Annotated in this window: 16 protein-coding genes and 2 pseudogenes; all 18 read left to right on the forward strand. The window is 69.5% G+C overall.

Translation table 11 applies throughout. The features are described 5' to 3' along the window. Positions 1–44: 44 nt before the first annotated feature. Positions 45–301, forward strand: a pseudogene (rpoZ, locus tag BLW44_RS09835) (DNA-directed RNA polymerase subunit omega). 93 nt (positions 302–394) lie between these two features. Beyond that, the gene (gene metK, locus BLW44_RS09840; RefSeq protein WP_060926835.1) at positions 395–1588 is read left to right on the forward strand and encodes a methionine adenosyltransferase; all 1194 of its coding nucleotides are present in this window, start codon (positions 395–397) and stop codon (positions 1586–1588) included. Further along, positions 1589–3580 carry a primosomal protein N' family DNA-binding protein gene (locus BLW44_RS09845; RefSeq protein ID WP_245647396.1) on the forward strand — a complete coding sequence of 664 codons (1992 nt, stop codon included), beginning with the start codon at positions 1589–1591 and terminating at the stop codon, positions 3578–3580. It abuts the gene before it with no gap. 57 nt (positions 3581–3637) lie between these two features. After that, on the forward strand, positions 3638–4558 hold the full coding sequence (gene fmt, locus BLW44_RS09850; RefSeq protein ID WP_060926836.1) for a methionyl-tRNA formyltransferase: 921 nt from the start codon (positions 3638–3640) through the stop codon (positions 4556–4558). Between the two features lie 158 nt (positions 4559–4716). Then, the gene (locus BLW44_RS09855; RefSeq protein ID WP_060926015.1) at positions 4717–6102 is read left to right on the forward strand and encodes an RsmB/NOP family class I SAM-dependent RNA methyltransferase; all 1386 of its coding nucleotides are present in this window, start codon (positions 4717–4719) and stop codon (positions 6100–6102) included. A 4-nt stretch (positions 6103–6106) separates the two neighbouring features. Continuing rightward, entirely contained in the window at positions 6107–6787 is a 681-nt protein-coding gene (gene rpe / locus BLW44_RS09860) for a ribulose-phosphate 3-epimerase (protein WP_060926014.1), read from the forward strand. Beyond that, positions 6784–7047, forward strand: coding sequence for a phosphoribosyl-ATP diphosphatase (locus tag BLW44_RS09865; RefSeq protein WP_056417561.1), 264 nt, complete (start codon positions 6784–6786; stop codon positions 7045–7047). The genes rpe and BLW44_RS09865 overlap by 4 nt, the downstream gene beginning before the upstream one ends. 38 nt (positions 7048–7085) lie before the next feature. Further along, a complete protein-coding gene (hisG, locus tag BLW44_RS09870; RefSeq protein ID WP_060926013.1) occupies positions 7086–7928 on the forward strand; it encodes an ATP phosphoribosyltransferase in 843 nt (280 codons plus the stop codon). Then, a complete protein-coding gene (gene hisF, locus BLW44_RS09875; RefSeq protein ID WP_060926012.1) occupies positions 7928–8689 on the forward strand; it encodes an imidazole glycerol phosphate synthase subunit HisF in 762 nt (253 codons plus the stop codon). The genes hisG and hisF overlap by 1 nt, the downstream gene beginning before the upstream one ends. After that, positions 8686–9045 (forward strand): phosphoribosyl-AMP cyclohydrolase, encoded by a 360-nt coding sequence (gene hisI / locus BLW44_RS09880; RefSeq protein WP_060926011.1) that lies wholly within the window; start codon positions 8686–8688, stop codon positions 9043–9045. Before hisF ends, hisI begins: the two co-directional genes overlap by 4 nt. Continuing rightward, positions 9042–9632 carry a Trp biosynthesis-associated membrane protein gene (locus BLW44_RS09885; protein ID WP_060926010.1) on the forward strand — a complete coding sequence of 197 codons (591 nt, stop codon included), beginning with the start codon at positions 9042–9044 and terminating at the stop codon, positions 9630–9632. The genes hisI and BLW44_RS09885 overlap by 4 nt, the downstream gene beginning before the upstream one ends. A 47-nt stretch (positions 9633–9679) precedes the next feature. Further along, the gene (locus BLW44_RS09890) at positions 9680–9925 is read left to right on the forward strand and encodes an HGxxPAAW family protein (protein WP_060926009.1); all 246 of its coding nucleotides are present in this window, start codon (positions 9680–9682) and stop codon (positions 9923–9925) included. 2 nt (positions 9926–9927) lie between these two features. After that, entirely contained in the window at positions 9928–10698 is a 771-nt protein-coding gene (trpC, locus tag BLW44_RS09895; RefSeq protein WP_060926052.1) for an indole-3-glycerol phosphate synthase TrpC, read from the forward strand. Beyond that, positions 10698–11966, forward strand: coding sequence for a tryptophan synthase subunit beta (gene trpB / locus BLW44_RS09900; protein ID WP_060926008.1), 1269 nt, complete (start codon positions 10698–10700; stop codon positions 11964–11966). Before trpC ends, trpB begins: the two co-directional genes overlap by 1 nt. Beyond that, a complete protein-coding gene (trpA, locus tag BLW44_RS09905; RefSeq protein WP_060926007.1) occupies positions 11963–12766 on the forward strand; it encodes a tryptophan synthase subunit alpha in 804 nt (267 codons plus the stop codon). Before trpB ends, trpA begins: the two co-directional genes overlap by 4 nt. Positions 12767–12776: 10 nt before the next feature. Continuing rightward, positions 12777–13807: pseudogene (lgt, locus tag BLW44_RS09910) on the forward strand (prolipoprotein diacylglyceryl transferase). A 135-nt stretch (positions 13808–13942) separates the two neighbouring features. Further along, a complete protein-coding gene (gene gltB / locus BLW44_RS09915; protein WP_174521336.1) occupies positions 13943–18466 on the forward strand; it encodes a glutamate synthase large subunit in 4524 nt (1507 codons plus the stop codon). Continuing rightward, positions 18459–19925, forward strand: coding sequence for a glutamate synthase subunit beta (locus BLW44_RS09920; protein ID WP_060926004.1), 1467 nt, complete (start codon positions 18459–18461; stop codon positions 19923–19925). Before gltB ends, BLW44_RS09920 begins: the two co-directional genes overlap by 8 nt. The last annotated feature ends 52 nt before the right edge of the window (positions 19926–19977 follow it).

Here is a 19977-nt window from a genome sequence, read left to right on the forward strand (position 1 = left end):
ACCGTCTTCGCGACGATCCCGTCGCCTGATCAGGAGGTCCCACCATGGCCGGACACCACACCAACGGCATCATCGATCCCCCATCGACAACCTGCTCGACCGGGTGGACTCGAAGTACGAGCTCGTGATCTACGCGGCCAAGCGCGCCCGTCAGATCAACGACTACTACTCCGATCTGCACGAGGGCAACCTCTTCGACAACGTCGGCCCGCTGGTCGACTCGTCCGTCGAGGACAAGCCGCTCACCATCGCACTCCACGAGATCAACGAGGACAAGCTCCGCCTCCGTCACGCCGAGTGACGTCCGATGACCGCACCGCCGACTGATGTCGGCGGTGCGGTCCATCATGGGAGCCACCCCCTTCCTGCTGCCCGATTCCGTTCTGGAGCCCTGATGAGCGCGCTGCGTCTGTTCACGTCCGAGTCCGTCACCGAGGGCCACCCCGACAAGATCTGCGACCAGATCTCGGACAGCATCCTCGACGGCCTCCTCGCGAAGGATCCGGCCTCCCGCGTCGCGGTCGAGACGCTCGTCACGACCGGTCTCGTGCACGTCGCGGGCGAGATCCGCACCGAGGCCTACGTCGACATCCCCACGATCGTCCGCCAGGTCGTGAACCGCATCGGCTACACGTCGAGCGACACCGGCTTCGACGGCGACTCCTGCGGCGTCAGCATCTCGGTGGGCGAGCAGTCGACGGACATCGCGCACGGTGTCGACAACGCCCAGGAGCACCGCGACGGCAGCTCGATCGACCCGCTCGACGGACTCGGAGCCGGCGACCAGGGCATCATGTTCGGCTTCGCGACCAACGAGACGCCCCAGCTGATGCCGATGGCTGCGTGGACCGCGCACCGCATCGCCGAGCGTCTCACCGAGGTCCGTCGCTCGGGGGCGCTGCCCTTCCTGCGCCCGGACGGCAAGACCCAGGTGACGCTGGGCTACGACGGTTTCACGCCGAAGAGCGTCGACGCCGTCGTGCTGTCGACACAGCACCACCCGGACATCTCGCAGGACGAGCTCAAGGCGCAGGTGCGCGCGCACGTGATCGACCCGATCCTCGCCGAGACGGGGCTCGATCTCGACGACATCACGTACTACATCAACCCCGCGGGGCCCTTCGTGACGGGCGGCCCTAAGGGCGATGCCGGACTCACGGGTCGCAAGATCATCATCGACACCTACGGCGGCGCGGCGCGTCACGGCGGTGGCGCGTTCAGCGGCAAGGACCCGTCGAAGGTCGACCGGTCCGGCGCGTACGCGACCCGCTGGGTCGCCAAGAACGCGGTCGCGGCCGGCCTCGCCGACCGACTCGAGGTGCAGGTCGCCTATGCGATCGGGGTCGCTCGTCCGGTCGGGCTGTACGTCGAGACCTTCGGCACCGGCAAGGTGTCCGACGAGGCGATCACGCGGGCGATCGACGAGGTCTTCGACCTGCGCCCGCAGGCCATCATCGAGCAGCTCGATCTGCTGCGGCCCATCTACGCCCAGACCGCCGCGTACGGACACTTCGGTCGTGAGCTGCCGGACTTCACCTGGGAGCGCACCGACCGCGCAGAAGAGCTCCGGCGCGCTGCAGGCCTCTGAGTGGCCGGCGGGCCTGAGGGCGTTCCCACGGTCGTGACGGCCGAGAGTCGGCGCATCGCGCGTGTGCTGCTCGATTCGCCGCTGCCGCAGCTGGACCGACTGTTCGACTACGCCCTGCCGCCAGAGCTCGGAGACGTGTCGACCGGAGTCCGTGTCCGGGTGCCGTTGCGCACCGCGGGCCGGGTGATCGACGGCTACGTCGTCGAGCTCGACACCGAGGACGATGCCGATCGGCCGCTGTCGGAGGTCGACAGCGTCGTCTCGCCCGTCTCCGTGCTTCCCGACCGCCTGTACCGCCTCGCCCGGCGTGCTGCGGACCGCGCGGCCGGGTCCGCGTCCGACGTGCTCCGTCTGGTGATCCCCAAGCGGCAGGTACGGGTGGAGAAGGCCTGGACGGCGGACGCTGCGGTTCCCGAGCAGAGCGAGTCCGCAGTCGCCGCCGCAGCCGACCTGCTCGCGTCCTACGACGGACTCGACGAGGTGCTGGAGGACGGTGGCCGGGCCGCGGTCGAGGCGATTCCCGTCTTCCATGACGGCGAGCCGGGGTGGGCCGCCCTCCTCGCAGCCAGCGCGGTGCGCGTCCTCGCCTCCGGTCGGTCGAGCATCCTCATCGTGCCCGATCATCGCGACCTCGACCGGCTCCTCGCAGCGTTGGAGGAGGCCGCGCCCGCAGAGTCGGTCGTGCGTTACGACTCGCGCCAGACGAACCCCGACAGGTACCGCTCGTTCCTGCGATCGCTCGAAGAGGCGCCCTGCATCGTGGTGGGCAACCGTTCCGCTGTCTACGCGCCGGTGCAGGCGGGGCTCGTCGCGATCTGGGACGACGGTGATCCGCTCCTCGGCGAGCCGCTCGCCCCGTACATCAACGCGCGCGATGCTGCGCTGCTGCGTCAGGAGCAGGAGAGTTCCGCGCTGCTCTTCGTCGGCCACACCCGCACCACGGACGTCGAACGGCTCGTCGCGCACGGCTGGCTGCAGGATGTGCGGGCGGTGCGCCGGGTCCTTCCGCGCGTGATCCTGAGCACTCCGCAGGAGATGGATGCTCCGACAGCGCAGCGGATGCCATCCTCGGCGTTCCTCTCCGCACGCAACGCCGCGGCCGAGGGACCCGTGCTCGTGCAGGTCTCGCGCCCGGGGTTCTCGCCGTCGCTCGTGTGCGCCGAATGCCGGGCACCGGCCCGGTGCGCGCACTGCGGAGGCCCTCTCGGCGCGAAGCACCGCGGCGCCGTTCCGGTGTGTGCCTGGTGCGGACGCGGTGCGAGGGCATGGGCCTGCCCGTCGTGCTCGTCCACCCAGCTGCGATTGGCGTCATCGGGCAGCGAGCGCACGGCGGACGAGCTGGGCAAGGCGTTCCCCGGCATCCGCGTGATCGTCGCCGACGGCGCGCATCCCGTCGAACGCGTCGCCGACAGACCCGCGTTGATCGTCGCGACGCGCGGCGCGGAACCGCTCGCCGACGGCGGGTATCGCGCGGTGGTCCTGCTGGACGGACCTCGGATGCTCCAGGCCCCCGATCTCCGCATCGGCGAGGCGTGCCTGCGCTGGTGGTCGAACGCCGCGGCCCTCGCGGCGCCCGGCGCGCCCATCCATCTCGTGGGCGTCGACGGGGCCATCGCGCGAGCCCTCGCGACGTGGAGCCACTCCGGGTACGCGCGATCCGAGCTCGCCGAGCGCGCGCCGCTGCACATGCCGCCCGCGGCCAGAGTCGCACTCGTGGAAGGGTCGGCTGCCGCGGTCGGGCGGGCACTCGTCGCTCTCGAGGAGCTGGCTCTGCCGGCGGACGCGGTGCTCGGTCCGGTGCCGATCGAGTCGGATGACTACCCACCACGTGTCCGTGCACTCGTCCGATTCGAGTACGGCGCCGGAGCACGCGTCGCGGCGACGCTGCGCGCATCCGTCGTCGCAGAGGCCGTGAGCAATCGACGGGGCCGAGGCAAGTCGACTCGGAGCGCGCTCACGGTTCGCCTCGATATCCTCGATCCAGAGCTCTGATCGCCGATACGCCTCAGCCCTCACCCGATCGCCCCCGCATCCCTCCGGAGCACCTTCATGCGCCTCGTCTTCGCCGGCACACCAGCCGCAGCCGTCCCCACCCTCCGCCGCCTCGCGGCTGAGCACGAGATCGCGGCGGTCGTCACACGACCGGATGCGCCGCTGGGCCGTAAGCGGGTGCTCACGCCGTCGCCCGTGGCACAGGTGGCCGAGGAACTCGGGCTGCCGGTCATCAAGGCGACTCGTCTCGACGACGACGCGACGGCCGCCATCACGGGGCTCGAGGTCGAGCTGGGCGTCATCGTCGCCTACGGGGGGTTGGTGCGTGAGCCGCTGCTCTCCGCACCGGCCAAGGGATGGATCAATCTGCATTTCTCGCTCCTCCCGCAGTGGCGCGGTGCCGCGCCGGTGCAGCGCGCGCTGATCAACGGCGACGCGCAGCTGGGCGCCAGCGTCTTCCAGCTCGTTTCCGCGCTGGATGCCGGAGACGTCTTCGCGACGCGGGTCGTCGCTGTCGCTCCCGAGGCCACGGCGGATGCCGCACTCGACGCACTCGCTCTGGATGGCGCCGAGCTGACAGCGGAGGTGGTCGCGGCGATCGCCGACGGCACTGCGCGCGCTGTGCCCCAGGAGGGGGAGGCGTCCCTGGCACCGAAGCTGACTCTCGACGACGGTCTGCTCGATTGGACCCGTCCGCTCAGCGAGGTGTTCGCGCGGTTCCGTGGAGTCACCCCCGAACCGGGCGCCCACACGACCGTCGACGGGCTCCGCCTGAAGGTGCTGGAGGCCGCTGCCTCGGAGGGCGACGTCGACCTCGAGCCGGGAGCGTTCACCGCGACCAAGTCCGCTCTCCTCATCGGAACGGGCTCTGCACCGCTCGCCGTAACGCGTGTGCAGCCATCGGGCAAGGGAGCGATGAGTGCGGTCGATTGGTGGCGCGGACAGCGCGACACCGAGAACCTGCGAGCCGGCGCGTGAGCGGGGAGCGGGGCGACGGCGCACGTCGCGAGCCGCGTCGCGGCGACTCCGGCCGCGGATCCCGTTCGGGACCGCGCAGGCCGCGCGATCAACGTCCGCGTGAGGGCCAGGCTCGGGGCGGAACGCGCGAAGGACAGCCTCGCGGCCCCCAGCGGACGGTGCAGCCCGCGCGGCGCGTTGCCTACGACGTGCTGCGCGCTGTCTCGGAGTCGGACGCCTACGCGAACCTGATCCTCCCTCCGGCGATCGCCGACGCCGGGCTCACCCCGCAGGATGCGGCGCTGGCCACCGAGCTCGCCTACGGGACTCTGCGGCGCAGGGGCACGTACGACGCGATCATCGCGTCCGCCGCCGACCGCCCGGCCGACGAGATCGACCCCGCGGTGCTCGACGCGCTGAGACTCGCGACCCATCAGCTGCTCGCGACCCGCGTCGCGTCACACGCGGCCGTCAACGAGTCTGTGAACATCGTCGCCGCCACCCAGGGTCGCGGAGCATCCAGCTTCGCGAATGCCGTGCTGAGGCGAATCTCGCGTGAGACGCCGGGGGAGTGGGAGACGCGGATCGAGGAATCGGCCCGCTCCGACGACGAGAGACTGGCGCTGCGCTCGGCGCATCCGGTCTGGGTGATCAGGGCGCTGCGCCGCGCACTGGCCGCCGAGCGCAGGGCCGACGAGCTGGAAGCGCTTCTGGATGCCGACAACGCCTCGCCCGAGGTCACGCTCGTGGCGCTCCCCGGACTCGCCGAACCGGGGGAGCCCCGGCGCCCGTACGCCCCCACCGCCTACGGATCTCCGGGCGGCGACCCGCATCACGTGATCGCCGACTCCGGCGGCACCGTGCGCGTCCAGGACGAGGGGTCGCAGCTGGTCGCCCTGGCACTGGCCGCGGCGGCTCCGATCGCTGAGGGCGAGCGGTGGCTCGATCTCTGCGCGGGGCCAGGAGGCAAGACGGCACTGCTCGCGTCAGTCGCCCGTCAGCACGAGGTGACTCTCGAGGCGAACGAGGTGGTGCCGACCAGGGCACGACTGGTGCGCAATGCACTGCGTGCGGTCCCTGGTGAGGTGGTCGTGCACGAAAACGACGGTCGCTCGTTCGGCACCACGCACCCCGGCGCCTTCGACCGCATCCTCGTCGACGCCCCGTGCACCGGCCTCGGTGCGCTGCGCCGTCGTCCCGAGGCGCGCTGGCGCAAGACGCCCGCCGATGTGGCCGAGCTCGTGCCGCTCCAGGTCGAGCTGCTGCAGTCCGCTCTCGCCGCCGTCGCTCCGGGCGGGATCGTCGCGTACGTGACCTGCTCGCCGCACCTCGCCGAGACGACGGGCGTCGTGCAGGAGGTGCTCCGTGGCCGCGACGACGTGACCGAGCTCGACGCCCGAGCGGTCCTGACGTCCGTGGTGTCCTCGCCGATCGACCTCGCGGAGGACGGCACGGGTCGAGTCCAACTGTGGCCGCACCGCCACGGGACGGATGCCATGTTCCTCGCGCTGCTGCAGCGCACCGGCACGGAACAGCCCGCCGCGGGCTCAGAAGAAGGAGACTAGAGACGTGGACCTGCCCCGCGCACCGCGCATCAACCCCAGCATCCTGGCCGCTGACTTCGTCAACATGCAGCGTGATCTTGCGAAGATCGCCACTGCGGACTTCGCACACGTCGACGTGATGGACAACCATTTCGTGCCGAACCTCACGTTCGGTCCGCAGATGGTGGAGCGGATCCAGGCGACGAGTCCCATCCCGCTCGACGTCCACCTGATGATCACCGACCCCGAACGCTGGGCGCCCGCGTACGCGGAGCTGGGCGCTGCGAGCGTCACGTTCCATCTCGAGGCCGCAGCCGACCCGATCTCCCTCGCGCGGACGCTGCGCGGCATCGGCGCACGCGCAGGCGTCGCGATCAAGCCGGACACCCCGGCCGAGGGACTCTACAGTGTGCTCGAGGAGTTCGATCAGATCCTCGTGATGACGGTCGAACCCGGGTTCGGCGGTCAGGGCTTCATGCCCGAGACCATGCCGAAGCTGCGTGCCCTCGCCGACGAGGCGAAGCGTCGGGGCTCGAACGTCTGGCTGCAGGTCGACGGCGGCATCTCCGATGCGACGATCGAGGCCGCGGCCGCGGCCGGGGCCGACACGTTCGTCGCGGGCTCCGCCGTGTACGGCGCGGATGACATCGAGGCGGCCGTCACCCGGCTCAGAGACCGCGCCAGAGCCGCTAGCCTGGAATCGTGAAGACTTTCGACGAGCTGTTCGCCGAGCTCAGCGTCAAGGCCGAGACCCGTCCAGAGGGATCGGGCACGGTCGCGGAGCTCGACGGCGGCGTGCACACGATCGGCAAGAAGATCGTAGAGGAGGCCGCCGAGGTCTGGATGGCATCCGAATACGAGTCGGATGACGCCGCTGCCGAGGAGATCTCGCAGCTGCTGTACCACGTGCAGGTGATGATGATCGCGAAGGGCCTGAGCCTGCAGGACGTCTACCGACATCTGTGAAGCGCCCCGCCCCACTCGCTTCGATCCGAAGGCTCTCCATGCTGCGCATTGCTGTTCCCAACAAGGGCTCTCTCTCCGAGACGGCCGCCGACATGCTCGCCGAGGCCGGTTACGCCGGTCGACGTGACCCCAAGACCCTCCACGTCGTCGACAGCGACAACGACGTCGAGTTCTTCTACCTCCGTCCGAAGGACATCGCCACGTACGTCGGATCCGGCGCGATCGATGTGGGCATCACGGGTCGCGACCTGCTGCTCGACGCCCGGATGCCCGGCGCACGCGAGGTCGAGGCTCTCGGCTTCGCCGGTTCCACATTCCGCTTCGCCGCGCCGGCCGGCCGCTACACCGATGTGTCGGAGCTCGACGGGCTCCGCATCGCGACCTCGTACCCCGGGCTCGTGGACGCGTTCCTCGACGAGCGAGGCATCGCGGTCGATCTCGTGCCGCTGGACGGCGCTGTGGAATCCGCGGTCCGTCTCGGTGTCGCGGACGCCGTCGCCGACGTCGTCGAGACCGGCACGACGCTGCGTCAGGCAGGACTCGACGTGTTCGGGCCGGTGATCCTGCAGTCCGAGGCCGTCCTGATCGCGGGACCGCACGACGCCGACGGCTCTGAGACGCTGCTGCGACGCCTGCGCGGAGTCATGGTCGCGCGTCGGTTCGTGATGATCGACTACGACCTGCCGCTGGCGCTGCTCGACGACGCCGTCAAGATCGCGGGCGGTGTCGAGTCGCCGACCGTGTCGCCGCTCCGCGACCCCGAGTGGGTGGCGGTCAGGGTGATGGTGGCCCGTTCCAGGGTGAACCCCGTGATGGATGCGCTGTACGCGCTGGGCGCGCGCGCGATCCTGGTCACGGCCATCCACAACGCGAGGCTCTGATGGCCCTCGCGAGCCGCGTCATCCCGTGCCTCGACGTCGCGGACGGCCGTGTCGTCAAGGGCGTGAACTTCGAGAACCTCCGCGACATGGGGGATCCGGTCGAGCTCGCCCGGCACTACGCCGCGCAGGGGGCTGACGAGATCACCTTCCTCGACGTGACGGCGACCGTCGATGCCCGCGCGACGACGTACGACGTCGTCCAGCGCACTGCCGAGCAGGTGTTCGTCCCCCTCACGGTGGGCGGGGGAGTGCGCAGCGTCGACGACGTCGCCCGGCTGCTCGCCGTCGGCGCAGACAAGGTGGGCGTCAACTCGGCGGCCATCGCGAGGCCCGAGCTGATCGGCGAGATCGCCGACCGCTTCGGCGCTCAGGTGCTCGTCCTCTCGCTCGACGTCAAGCGTGCGGGGACGACGGCCTCGGGGTTCGTCGTGACGACGCACGGCGGACGCACCCAGACGACCCTCGATGCGCTCGACTGGGCGCGCGAGGCCGCAGAGCGCGGAGCGGGGGAGCTGCTGGTCAATTCGATCGACGCCGACGGCACGCGCGACGGGTTCGACCTCGAGCTCGTCGCGCTGATGCGCGAGGCGGCCTCGGTGCCGGTGATCGCCTCTGGCGGCGCCGGCAAGGCGTCGGACTTCGCGCCCGCGATCAAGGCCGGAGCGGATGCCGTGCTCGCCGCCAGCGTGTTCCACACCGGTGCGCTGACAGTCGGCGATGTGAAGGACGCGCTGCGCGCGGAGGGAGTGCTGGTCCGATGAGCGATATCGAGGAGCGCATCGCGGGTGTCGCGTTCAACGACGACGGCCTCGCTCCGGTGATCGTGCAGCAGTGGGACACCGCGGAGGTCCTCATGCTCGCCTGGGTGGATGCCGAGGCGCTGCGTCGCACGCTCACCACCGGTCGCGCCGTCTACTGGTCGCGCTCCCGTCAGGAGTACTGGCGCAAGGGCGACACCTCCGGTCACATCCAGGCGGTCCACGAGGCGCGTCTGGACTGCGACGGCGACGCCATCCTGCTGCGGGTCGACCAGACCGGGCCCGCATGCCACACGGGCACCCGCACCTGCTTCGACACCACGGATCTCGAAGCCGTCGATGGAAGCGCGACGGCATGACTCTCGCACGCCGCGGCCGCTCCATCGCCGTCTCCGGGTTCCTCCTCTCCGGCGCGATCGGCATCATCTCGTCCACGCAGACCTGGCTGACGGTCGAGCGGGCCGACGCCGGTGAGGCGATCCTCGTGCCAGGCGCCTCCGCGCTTCCCCTCCTCGCGCCGCTCAGTCTCGCCGTGCTCGCGCTCGGCGTCGCGCTGTCGATCATCGGCCCGATACTGCGCCTCGTCTTCGGGGTGCTGGCGGCGGCCGCGTCGCTGTTCCTCGGCTGGACGACGTTGCAGCTGCTCCTCACCGAGCCGCTGCGGGCCGTCACCCCGACGGTCACCGAGACGACCGGCCTCGCCGGGAGCGCGGCCATCGCCGACGTCGTGGCGGGCATCCAGCTCTCGCCCTGGCCCGTCGTCACCCTGGTCGGCTGGGTGCTGCTGCTGGCGGCATCCGTCGTCGTGCTCCTCACCTGGCGGCGCTGGAAGTCCGGCGGCCGTCGGTACCGTACGGATGCCGCGCATGTCGAGGCATCCGCAGGACCCGTCGATGCGATCGATTCCTGGGACGACCTGTCCCGCGGAACCGACCCGACACGCTGACCCCGATAGACTGAATCCGATCCCGCACGTCGTCCCCGGAGGAGACCATGACCAACCCGATCGCTGACCCCGGCCACGGACACTCGCCTGCGGCATGGACGGGCGTCATCATCATGCTCGCCGGCTTCACGATCGGCACGCTGGCCTTCTGCCTCGCCGCGTTCAGCCCCGTCTGGGTCCCCGTGATCTGGGTCGGTGCCGCGATCGTCCCGATCGGCGCCCTGGTGGGCTGGCTCGTGTCGAAGGCCGGCTACGGCGTGAAGGGCCCCAAGTACTCGCCGAAGGCGCACTAATGGTGCTCGCCGACCTCACGGCCGGCGCAGTCGCAGACGCAGAGCGTCGCGCTCTCACCCGGCCGCTGGCCGAGGTCGAGCGCGACGCTCTCTCGCGACCGGCCGCCAAGGACGCCCTGGCGTTCCTCGCCCCGACCGAGCGTGTGAAGATCATCGCCGAGGTCAAGCGCGCCAGTCCCTCGCGCGGCGCCCTCGCCGAGATCCCAGACCCTGCGCACCAGGCCTCGCTGTACGAGACCGGCGGCGCCTCCGCGATCAGCGTCCTCACCGAGGAGCGCCGTTTCGGTGGCAGCCTCTCCGATCTCGAGGCCGTCACGGCCCGCGTGTCGCTCCCGGTCCTGCGCAAGGACTTCATCGCGAACCGGTACCAGGTGCTCGAGGCCCGCGCCGCCGGTGCCGACCTCGTGCTGCTGATCGTCGCTGGTCTCGAACCCGCTGTGCTGCAGGATCTGTTCGGCTTCATCACCGAGCTCGGCATGACACCGCTCGTCGAGACGCACTCGGCGGACGAGCTCGAGGTCGCGATCGATCTCGGTGCGCCGCTGATCGGCGTCAACGCCCGTGATCTCACGACCCTCGAGCTCGACCGCGACCTGTTCGGACGCCTGGTCGACCGCATCCCGGACTCGGCGATCAAGATCGCGGAATCCGCCGTTCTCACCCCTGCAGACGTCACGCACTACCGCTCTGCGGGCGCGGACGTCGTCCTGATCGGGGAGGCGCTCGTCACGGGCGACCCGGTCGCCACACTCAAGAGCTTCCTGGAGGCGTGATGAGCCTGCGAGACCAGCACGGACCCCTGTTCGGCGAGTACGGCGGGCGCTACATGCCCGAGTCGCTGATCGCCGCGATCGACGAGCTCTCCGCGGCGTACGCGGATGCGATCGTCGACCCCGCGTTCCGTGCGGAGCTGGCGTCGCTGCTCAGCTCGTACGCCGGCCGCCCGTCGCCCCTGACCGAGGTGGCCCGCTTCGCCGAGCACGCCGGCGGTGCGCGGGTCTACCTCAAGCGCGAGGACCTGAACCACACCGGATCGCACAAGATCAACAACGTGCTCGGACAGGCGCTGCTCACCAAGCGCCTGGGCAAGACGCGCGTCATCGCCGAGACGGGCGCCGGTCAGCACGGCGTGGCCACGGCCACGGCTGCAGCCCTGTTCGGGCTCGACTGCACGATCTACATGGGCGAGGTCGACACCGAGCGGCAGGCGCTGAACGTCGCACGCATGCGGCTCCTCGGGGCAGAGGTGGTCGCGGTGACCTCGGGGTCCCGCACGCTGAAGGACGCGATCAACGACGCCTACCGCGACTGGGTCGCCACGGTCGAGACCACCAACTACATCTTCGGAACGGCAGCGGGTCCGCATCCGTTCCCCGCCATGGTGCGCGACTTCCAGAAGATCATCGGCGAAGAGGCGCGGCAGCAGCTGCTCGACGAGGTAGGCCGGCTGCCCGATGCGGTCATCGCGTGCGTCGGCGGCGGCTCGAACGCGATCGGCATGTTCGACGCATTCCTCGACGACGAGGGCGTGAAGCTCTACGGTGTCGAGGCCGCAGGCGACGGAGTGGACACCCCCCGTCACGCCGCGTCGATCGAGCGCGGACGCCCCGGCATCCTGCACGGCTCGAAGACCTATGTGCTCCAGGACGAGGACGGTCAGACGATCGAGTCGCACTCGATCTCCGCAGGTCTCGACTACCCGGGTGTCGGACCGGAGCACTCCTGGCTCGCCGACATCGGACGCGCCGAGTACATCCCGGCGACCGACGATGAGGCCATGCAGGCGCTCCGCCTGCTGAGCCGTACCGAGGGGATCATCCCTGCGATCGAGTCCGCCCACGCCCTCGCGGGTGCCCTGCGCCTCGGACGCGAGATGGGGCCGGACGCCGTGCTAGCCATCTGCCTCTCCGGGCGCGGCGACAAGGACATGGACACCGCCGCCCGCTACTTCGACCTGTACGACGCCGCCGCGCTCGAACACGACGTGAACGAGGAGAGCGCTGCCGAACAGGCCGCTTCGAAGGGGGAGCCGGAACTGTGAGCCGCGTGGAAGAGGTCATCGCCGCCGCCCACGCCGCCGGGCGCAGCGTCTTCGTCGGCTACCTTCCGGTCGGGTTCCCCGACCTCGAGACCAGCATCCAGGCCGCGATCACCCTCGCTGAGAACGGCGTCGACATCATCGAACTGGGCCCGCCCTACAGCGACCCGGTCATGGACGGCGCGGTGATCCAGGAGGCGACGACCGCCGCCCTCGCCAACGGATTCAAGATGAAGGATCTGTTCACGGCCGTGCGGGCGATCACCGAGGCGACCGACGTGCCGGTCCTCGTGATGACGTACTGGAACCCCGTCTTCCAGTACGGGGTCGATCGCTATGCCGACGATCTGCTCGCGGCCGGAGGTGCGGGACTGATCACGCCCGACATCACCCCGGACGTCGCAGGGGAGTGGATCGCCGCGAGCGAGCGCACCGGACTCGACCGGGTCTTCCTCGCCGCACCGACCTCGTCCGACGAGCGCCTCGACCTCGTCGTGAAGTCCTCGACCGGGTTCGTCTACACCGTCTCGACCATGGGCATCACGGGCGAGCGCGCCGAGCTCGACCGCGCGGCCCGCACCCTCGTCGCCCGCCTGCGCGAGCATGGCGCGACCCGCGCCTGCGTCGGCATCGGGATCTCGACCGCCGAGCAGATCGCCGGCGTCTCCGAATACGCGGACGGCGCGATCGTCGGCACCGCACTCGTCCGAGCCCTCCGAGACGGCGGCATCCCCGCCCTCGCCGAGGTCACCCGCACCCTGGCCGTCGGCACGTCGTCGTCGCGCCCCGTACACGAGAACTAGAATCGCACTCATGTCCCTCGCGCTCCACAGCACCTTCACCGGCGTGCTCGCCAGCATCCCGAGCCCTCCCGTCGCCTATATCGACGTCTGGCCGGGGCTCCGCATCCACTTCTACGCCCTCTGCATCATCGCCGGCATCATCGCCGCCGTGCTGCTGACGAACCACCGTCTGACCCGCCGCGGCGCAGAGCCGTGGGTCGTGATCGACATCTCGATCCTCGCGGTGCCTCTGGCCATCATCGGCGCGCGCATCTTCCACGTGCTCACGCACCCGAACTTCTACTTCGGCGAGGGCAAGAACACCTGGAACCCGTTCGAGCCCGGGTCCGTCTGGGCCATCTGGGAGGGTGGCATCGCCATCTTCGGCGCCCTCATCGGCGGCGCTGTCGGTGCGTACCTGGGATGCCGCTGGACCGGCATCCGCTTCTGGACCTTCGCTGACGCTCTTGCCCCCGGCCTGCTGCTCGCGCAGGCGATGGGCCGCTTCGGCAACTGGTTCAACAAGGAGCTCTACGGGCTCCCCACCGATCTGCCGTGGGGTCTGGAGATCCCCTCAGACAACTCCGCATTCCCCCTGGACTGCCCGAGGGGACGCTGTTCCACCCGACGTTCCTCTACGAGGTGCTCTGGAACGGACTCGGCGTGGTCGTCCTGCTCTGGCTCAGCCGCAAGGCCACCTCGCTGCAGTGGGGACGCCTCTTCGCGATCTACCTCATCTGGTACAGCGCCGGTCGCGTCGTCTGGGAGTCGATCCGCATCGATCCGAGCGAGATCATCCTGGGCCTGCGCAGCAACGTCTGGGCCTCGATCATCGGCATCGTCGTCGGACTCGTCATCCTCGTGGTGCAGACCCGTCGTCACCCCGGACTCGAGCCTTCGCCGTACCAGCCCGGCCGCGGACGGAACGACCTCGACGCTGATGTAGAATCGCAGGACAATCCCTCCGATTTCGTGGACCTGAGTGAGCCTCCGTCCGAAGAAGTCGCCGCAGGAGCCAGCGCCACAAGCACCGCTCCCACGGACACGGAAAGCTCTCGATAGCAGACCGGTCCGTGAGGACCCCATCGCATCCACCCGGCCAATGACGTCCCCGGGTCATCCGAAGATCTGAGGACGGTACAGGTGTATTTTCAGCCTCCGTACGGCGCTTCCGGCGCTTACCCCCCGAAGCAGGGCATGTACAACCCGGCGTTCGAGAAGGACGCCTGCGGCCTCGCCATGGTCGCGACCCTGCGGGGTGAGCCTGGACACGACATCATCTCGCTGGCTCTCGAAGCGCTGCGCAACCTCGAGCACCGCGGCGCGATCGGCTCCGATGCGGGAACGGGCGACGGCGCTGGCATCCTGACCCAGATGCCCGATGCGTTCCTGCGCGCGGTCACCGACTTCGAGCTGCCCCCGGTCGGCGAGTATGCCGCGGGGCTGGCCTTCCTGCCGCGTGACTCGAGCGAGCGTCGCCAGCAGAAGGCGGGCATCGAGAAGATCGCCCGCAGCGAGGGGCTCCGCGTCCTCGGCTGGCGCGAGGTCCCCACCGTCAACGACAACCTCGGCAAGCTCGCCGATGAGGCACGGCCCGCCTTCGAGCAGCTCTTCGTGAGCGCCGGCGGCACGACCCACGCGGATGCGCCTCTCACCGGCATCGCGCTGGATCGCGTCGCCTACCGCCTGCGCAAGCGCGCCGGCCACGAGCTCGGCGCCTACTTCGTGACGCTGTCCGCCCGCACGCTCGGTTACAAGGGCATGGTCACCACGCTGCAGCTCGAGCCGTTCTACCCCGACCTGCAGGACGAGCGGTTCATGTCGGAGCTCGCAGTCGTGCACTCGCGGTACTCGACCAACACGTTCCCGTCGTGGCCGCTCGCACAGCCCCTGCGCATGCTCGCGCACAACGGCGAGATCAACACCGTCGGCGGCAACCGCAACTGGATGCGGGCCCGTCAGTCGCAGCTCGAGTCCGAGCTTCTCGGCGACGTCGCACCGCTGCTGCCCATCTGCACCGACGGTGCGAGCGACTCGGCGTCGTTCGACGAGGTCCTCGAGCTCCTCACCCTCACCGGTCGCAGCCTCCCGCACGCCATCATGATGATGGTGCCTGAGGCATACGAGAAGCAGTCGGACATCTCGCCGGAGCTGCGCTCGTTCTACGAGTACCACTCGAACCAGATGGAGCCGTGGGACGGCCCCGCCGCCCTCATCTTCACCGACGGCACCGTGGTCGGCGCGACCCTCGACCGCAACGGGCTGCGCCCGGGGCGCTGGACCGAGACGACAGACGGCCTGATCGTGATCGGCTCGGAGACGGGCGTCCTCACTTTCGAGCCCGAGCGCATCAAGCGCCGCGGGCGGCTGCAGCCCGGCAAGATGTTCCTCGTCGATACGTCCCAGCGACGCATCATCGAGGACGAGGAGATCAAGCACGACCTCGCGACCCTGCACCCGTGGCAGGAGTGGCTGGATGCCGGGTCGGTCCGTCTGGCCGACCTGCCGGAACGCGAGCACATCGTGCACCCGCCGGCATCCATCACGCGGCGTCAGCGCACCTTCGGCTACACCGAGGAGGAAGTGCGCATCCTCCTGACTCCGATGGGCCAGACCGGCGTCGAGCCGCTCGGCGCCATGGGCTCGGACACGCCGATCGCGGTGCTCAGCAAGCGGCCGCGTCTGCTCTTCGACTACTTCACGCAGCAGTTCGCGCAGGTCACCAACCCGCCGCTGGACTCGATCCGCGAAGAGGTCGTGACGAGCCTCAAGCTGGGCCTCGGCCCCGAGAGCAACCTGCTCACCTGGGGACCCGACCACACGCGCACGGTGTCGCTCGACTTCCCGGTCATCGACAACGACGAGCTGGCGAAGATCCGTCACATCGACAAGGCGCTTCCCGACCGCTCGAGCGTGACGATCAGGGGTCTGTACCACTTCGACGCCGGCTCGAACACGCTCGAGAAGCGCCTCACCGAGATGTGCGCCGAGGTCGACGACGCCATCGCGGACGGGGCCGAGTTCATCATCCTGTCCGACCGCGACTCGAACAAGGACCTCACCCCGATCCCGTCGCTGCTCATGGTGTCTGCGGTGCATCACCACCTGATCCGCCGCGAGAACCGCATGAAGGTCGGACTGATCGTCGAGGCCGGAGACGTGCGCGAAGTGCACCACGTCGCGACGCTGATCGGCTACGGTGCCTCGGCCGTGAACCCGTACCTGGCGATGGAGACGGTCGAGCACCTGGTGCGCACCGGCTACATCACCGGCATCAGCCCCGAGAAGGCGGTGCGCAACCTGATCTACGCGCTCGGCAAAGGCGTGCTCAAGATCATGTCGAAGATGGGCATCTCGACGGTGTCCTCCTACGCCGGCGCCCAGGTCTTCGAGGCCGTGGGTCTGAGCGAGGAGTTCATCGACAAGTACTTCACGCGCACCGAGTCGAAGCTCGGCGGTGTGGGCATCGAAGAGATCTTCATCGAGAACCAGGCACGTCACGACTACGCGTACCCGGAGGACGAGGCAGCCCGCGCCCACGAGCGCCTCTGGACCGGTGGAGAGTACCAGTGGCGTCGTGACGGCTCTCCGCACCTCTTCAACCCCGAGACGGTGTTCAAGCTGCAGCACGCCACGCGCGAGCGCCGCTACGACATCTTCCGCGAGTACACCCGGATGGTCGACGACCAGGCGGCAGAGCTCAAGACGCTGCGGGGACTCTTCTCGCTGCGCACCGGCACCCGCAAGCCCGTGCCGCTGGACGAGGTGGAACCCGTCTCCGCGATCGTGAAGCGCTTCTCGACGGGAGCGATGAGCTACGGCTCGATCTCGAAGGAGGCACACGAGACCCTTGCTATTGCCATGAACCGGCTCGGCGGCAAGTCGAACACCGGTGAGGGCGGCGAGGACACCGATCGTCTGCTCGACCCCGAGCGCCGCAGCGCGATCAAGCAGGTCGCCTCCGGTCGCTTCGGTGTGACGAGCCTCTACCTCACTGAAGCCGACGACATCCAGATCAAGCTCGCGCAGGGTGCCAAGCCCGGCGAGGGCGGACAGCTTCCGCCGCAGAAGGTCTACCCGTGGGTGGCTCGCACCCGCGGCGGGACACCGGGCGTGGGACTGATCTCGCCGCCTCCCCATCACGACATCTACTCGATCGAAGACCTCAAGCAGCTCATCTTCGACCTGAAGCGGGCGAACCCCGAGGCGAGGATCCACACCAAGCTCGTGAGCCAGTCGGGTATCGGCGCGGTGTCGGCGGGTGTCGCGAAGGCGCTCAGCGACGTCATCCTGGTGTCCGGCCACGACGGTGGCACGGGCGCGAGCCCGATGAACTCGCTGAAGCACGCGGGCACGCCGTGGGAGCTCGGTCTCGCCGAGACGCAGCAGACGCTCATGCTCAACGGCATGCGCGACCGCGTCGTGGTGCAGGTCGACGGCCAGCTGAAGACCGGGCGCGACGTCATCATCGGCGCTCTGCTCGGGGCCGAGGAGTTCGGATTCGCCACCGCTCCGCTCGTCGTGAGCGGATGCATCATGATGCGCGTCTGCCACCTCGACACCTGCCCGGTCGGTGTCGCCACGCAGAACCCGGTGCTCCGCGAGCGCTTCACGGGCAAGCCCGAGTTCGTCGTGAACTTCATGGAGTTCATCGCCGAGCAGGTGCGCGAGATCCTCGCGGAGCTGGGCTTCCGCTCGATCGACGAGATCGTCGGACGCTCCGACCTGATCGAGGCGAATGCGGCTCTGGAGCACTGGAAGGCCGAGGGTCTCGACCTGACGCCGGTGCTCGAGGGACCTGCATTCCCGGCCAGCGAGCCGCGGCGCAGCCGTCGTGCGCAGGATCACGAGCTCGAGAAGCACTTCGACGTGCAGCTCATCGACATCGCAGGTCCTGCTCTCCTCAACGGGGAGCCGGTCGTGGTGGAGCTGCCCATCGCGAACACCGAGCGCGCGGTCGGCACGATGCTCGGCCACCAGGTCACGTCTCGGCACGGAGCGGACGGACTGCCGCGCGGCACGATCGACGTCACGTTGCGCGGCACCGCAGGGCAGTCGCTCGGCGCGTTCCTGCCGTCCGGCATCGTGCTGCGTCTCGAGGGCGACGCCAACGATTACGTCGGCAAGGGCCTCTCCGGCGGCGACATCTCGATCCGTCCGGCTCGAGGATCCTCCATCCAGCCGCACGAGAACGTGATCGCAGGAAACGTGATCGGCTACGGAGCCACCTCGGGGACCATGTTCCTGTCCGGCGTCGTCGGCGAGCGGTTCCTGGTGCGCAACTCCGGCGCGACAGCCGTGGTGGAGGGCGTGGGCGACCACGCCCTGGAGTACATGACCGGCGGCGTCGCGGTGATCCTCGGATCCACGGGACGCAACCTCGGCGCGGGGATGTCCGGGGGAGTGGCCTACATCCACTCGCTGGACTCCGCGAAGGTGAACGCACAGTCGCTCGGCAGCGGGGAGCTGCGGCTCGAGCCGCTCGACCGCGCCGATCTCGAGGTGCTGCGCAGCCTGATCGCCGAGCACGTGGAGCGTACGGCATCGCCGCTCGGCTCCGACATCCTGGCGCGGTTCGATGAGACCGCCGGCCAGTTCACGAAGGTGCTTCCGCGTGACTACGCTGCCGTGCGCAGCATGCGCGAAGAAGCAGTCGCCGAGGGCATCGACCCCGACGGCGACATCGTCTGGAACCGCATCCTGGAGGTGACCGGTGGCTGATCCCAAAGGTTTTCTGAAGGTCACGGAGCGCGAGCTCCCCAAGCGCCGGCCGGTGCCGGTGCGCATCATGGACTGGAAAGAGGTCTACGAGCCGGGCGACCAGGCCGTGCTCAAGCGGCAGGCCGGCCGGTGCATGGACTGCGGCGTGCCGTTCTGCCACCAGGGCTGCCCGCTGGGCAACCTCATCCCGGAGTGGAACGATCTGACCTGGCGTGGCGAGGGCCGCGCGGCGATCGATCGCCTGCATGCGACCAACAACTTCCCGGAGTTCACCGGTCGACTGTGCCCTGCGCCCTGCGAGAGCTCATGCGTGCTGGGGATCAACCAGCCTCCGGTCACGATCAAGCAGATCGAGGTCTCGATCATCGATGAGGCCTTTGCCAAGGGCTGGGTCGAGCCGCAGCCGCCTGCACGCCTGACCGGCAAGACCGTCGCGGTCGTCGGCTCCGGACCCGCCGGCCTGGCCGCCGCCCAGCAGCTCACCCGTGCCGGTCACACCGTGGCCGTGTTCGAGCGGGACGACCGAATCGGCGGTCTGCTGCGCTACGGCATCCCCGACTTCAAGATGGAGAAGGGCCAGCTGGAGTCCCGCCTGCGTCAGATGCAGGAGGAGGGCACCCGCTTCCGCGCTGGTGTCGAGATCGGCAGGGACATCTCCTGGGCCGACCTCCGAGCACGCTATGACGCCGTCGTGATCGCGACCGGCTCCACCGTCCCGCGCGACCTGGCGATCCCAGGGCGCGACCTCGACGGCGTGCACTTCGCGATGGAGTACCTCGTCGAATCGAACCACGCGGTCGCCGGCGACAAGGTGCCGGAGCAGATCACCGCAGAGGGCAAGCACGTCATCGTCATCGGCGGCGGCGACACCGGCGCGGACTGCATCGGCACCGCGCATCGTCAGGGTGCGCTCAGCGTCACCAACCTCGCGATCGGCACGCAGCCGAGCACGGAGCGTCCTCCGCACCAGCCCTGGCCCATGATGCCGACGCTGTTCGAGATCTCCTCGGCTCATGAGGAGGGCGGCGAGCGGATGTTCCTCGCCTCGACCGTGGAGTTCCTGTCCAACGACGTCGGCGAGGTCCGCGCGCTGCGCGTGGCCGAGACCGAGTACGTCGACGGACGACGCGTGCCCAAGAGCGGCACCGAGCGCGAGATCCCCGCTGACCTGGTGCTGATCGCGATGGGCTTCACCGGCCCAGAGCAGGACGTCTACACCGAGGACACGCTTCCGCAGGTCACCGACCGTGGCGCCTTCCAGCGTGACGACAGCTACGAGTCCACCGTTCCCGGCGTCTTCGTGGCCGGCGACGCGGGTCGTGGCCAGTCGCTCATCGTGTGGGCGATCGCCGAGGGTCGTGCCGCGGCGGCCAACGTCGATCGCTTCCTGATGGGGACGACGGTGCTCCCGGAGCCCGTGCGCCCGCACGAAGTCGCTATCGGCCTTCAGCCCGCGTAGGCTGAGCGGCGGCACCGTCGCCTGAGTTCTGAATCCCCCCCTCTACCCTGGA

The organism is Microbacterium hydrocarbonoxydans (assembly GCF_900105205.1).
Classification (GTDB): domain Bacteria; phylum Actinomycetota; class Actinomycetes; order Actinomycetales; family Microbacteriaceae; genus Microbacterium; species Microbacterium hydrocarbonoxydans.

Bases quoted from the DNA above. Each gene is read 5' to 3' on its own strand.
- metK (WP_060926835.1), top strand. From the start codon at position 395: ATGAGCGCGCTGCGTCTGTTCACGTCCGAGTCCGTCACCGAGGGCCAC.
- fmt (WP_060926836.1), top strand. From the start codon at position 3,638: ATGCGCCTCGTCTTCGCCGGCACACCAGCCGCAGCCGTCCCCACCCTC.
- hisG (WP_060926013.1), top strand. From the start codon at position 7,086: ATGCTGCGCATTGCTGTTCCCAACAAGGGCTCTCTCTCCGAGACGGCC.
- hisF (WP_060926012.1), top strand. From the start codon at position 7,928: ATGGCCCTCGCGAGCCGCGTCATCCCGTGCCTCGACGTCGCGGACGGC.
- hisI (WP_060926011.1), top strand. From the start codon at position 8,686: ATGAGCGATATCGAGGAGCGCATCGCGGGTGTCGCGTTCAACGACGAC.
- BLW44_RS09885 (WP_060926010.1), top strand. From the start codon at position 9,042: ATGACTCTCGCACGCCGCGGCCGCTCCATCGCCGTCTCCGGGTTCCTC.
- BLW44_RS09890 (WP_060926009.1), top strand. From the start codon at position 9,680: ATGACCAACCCGATCGCTGACCCCGGCCACGGACACTCGCCTGCGGCA.
- trpB (WP_060926008.1), top strand. From the start codon at position 10,698: ATGAGCCTGCGAGACCAGCACGGACCCCTGTTCGGCGAGTACGGCGGG.
- gltB (WP_174521336.1), top strand. From the start codon at position 13,943: ATGTACAACCCGGCGTTCGAGAAGGACGCCTGCGGCCTCGCCATGGTC.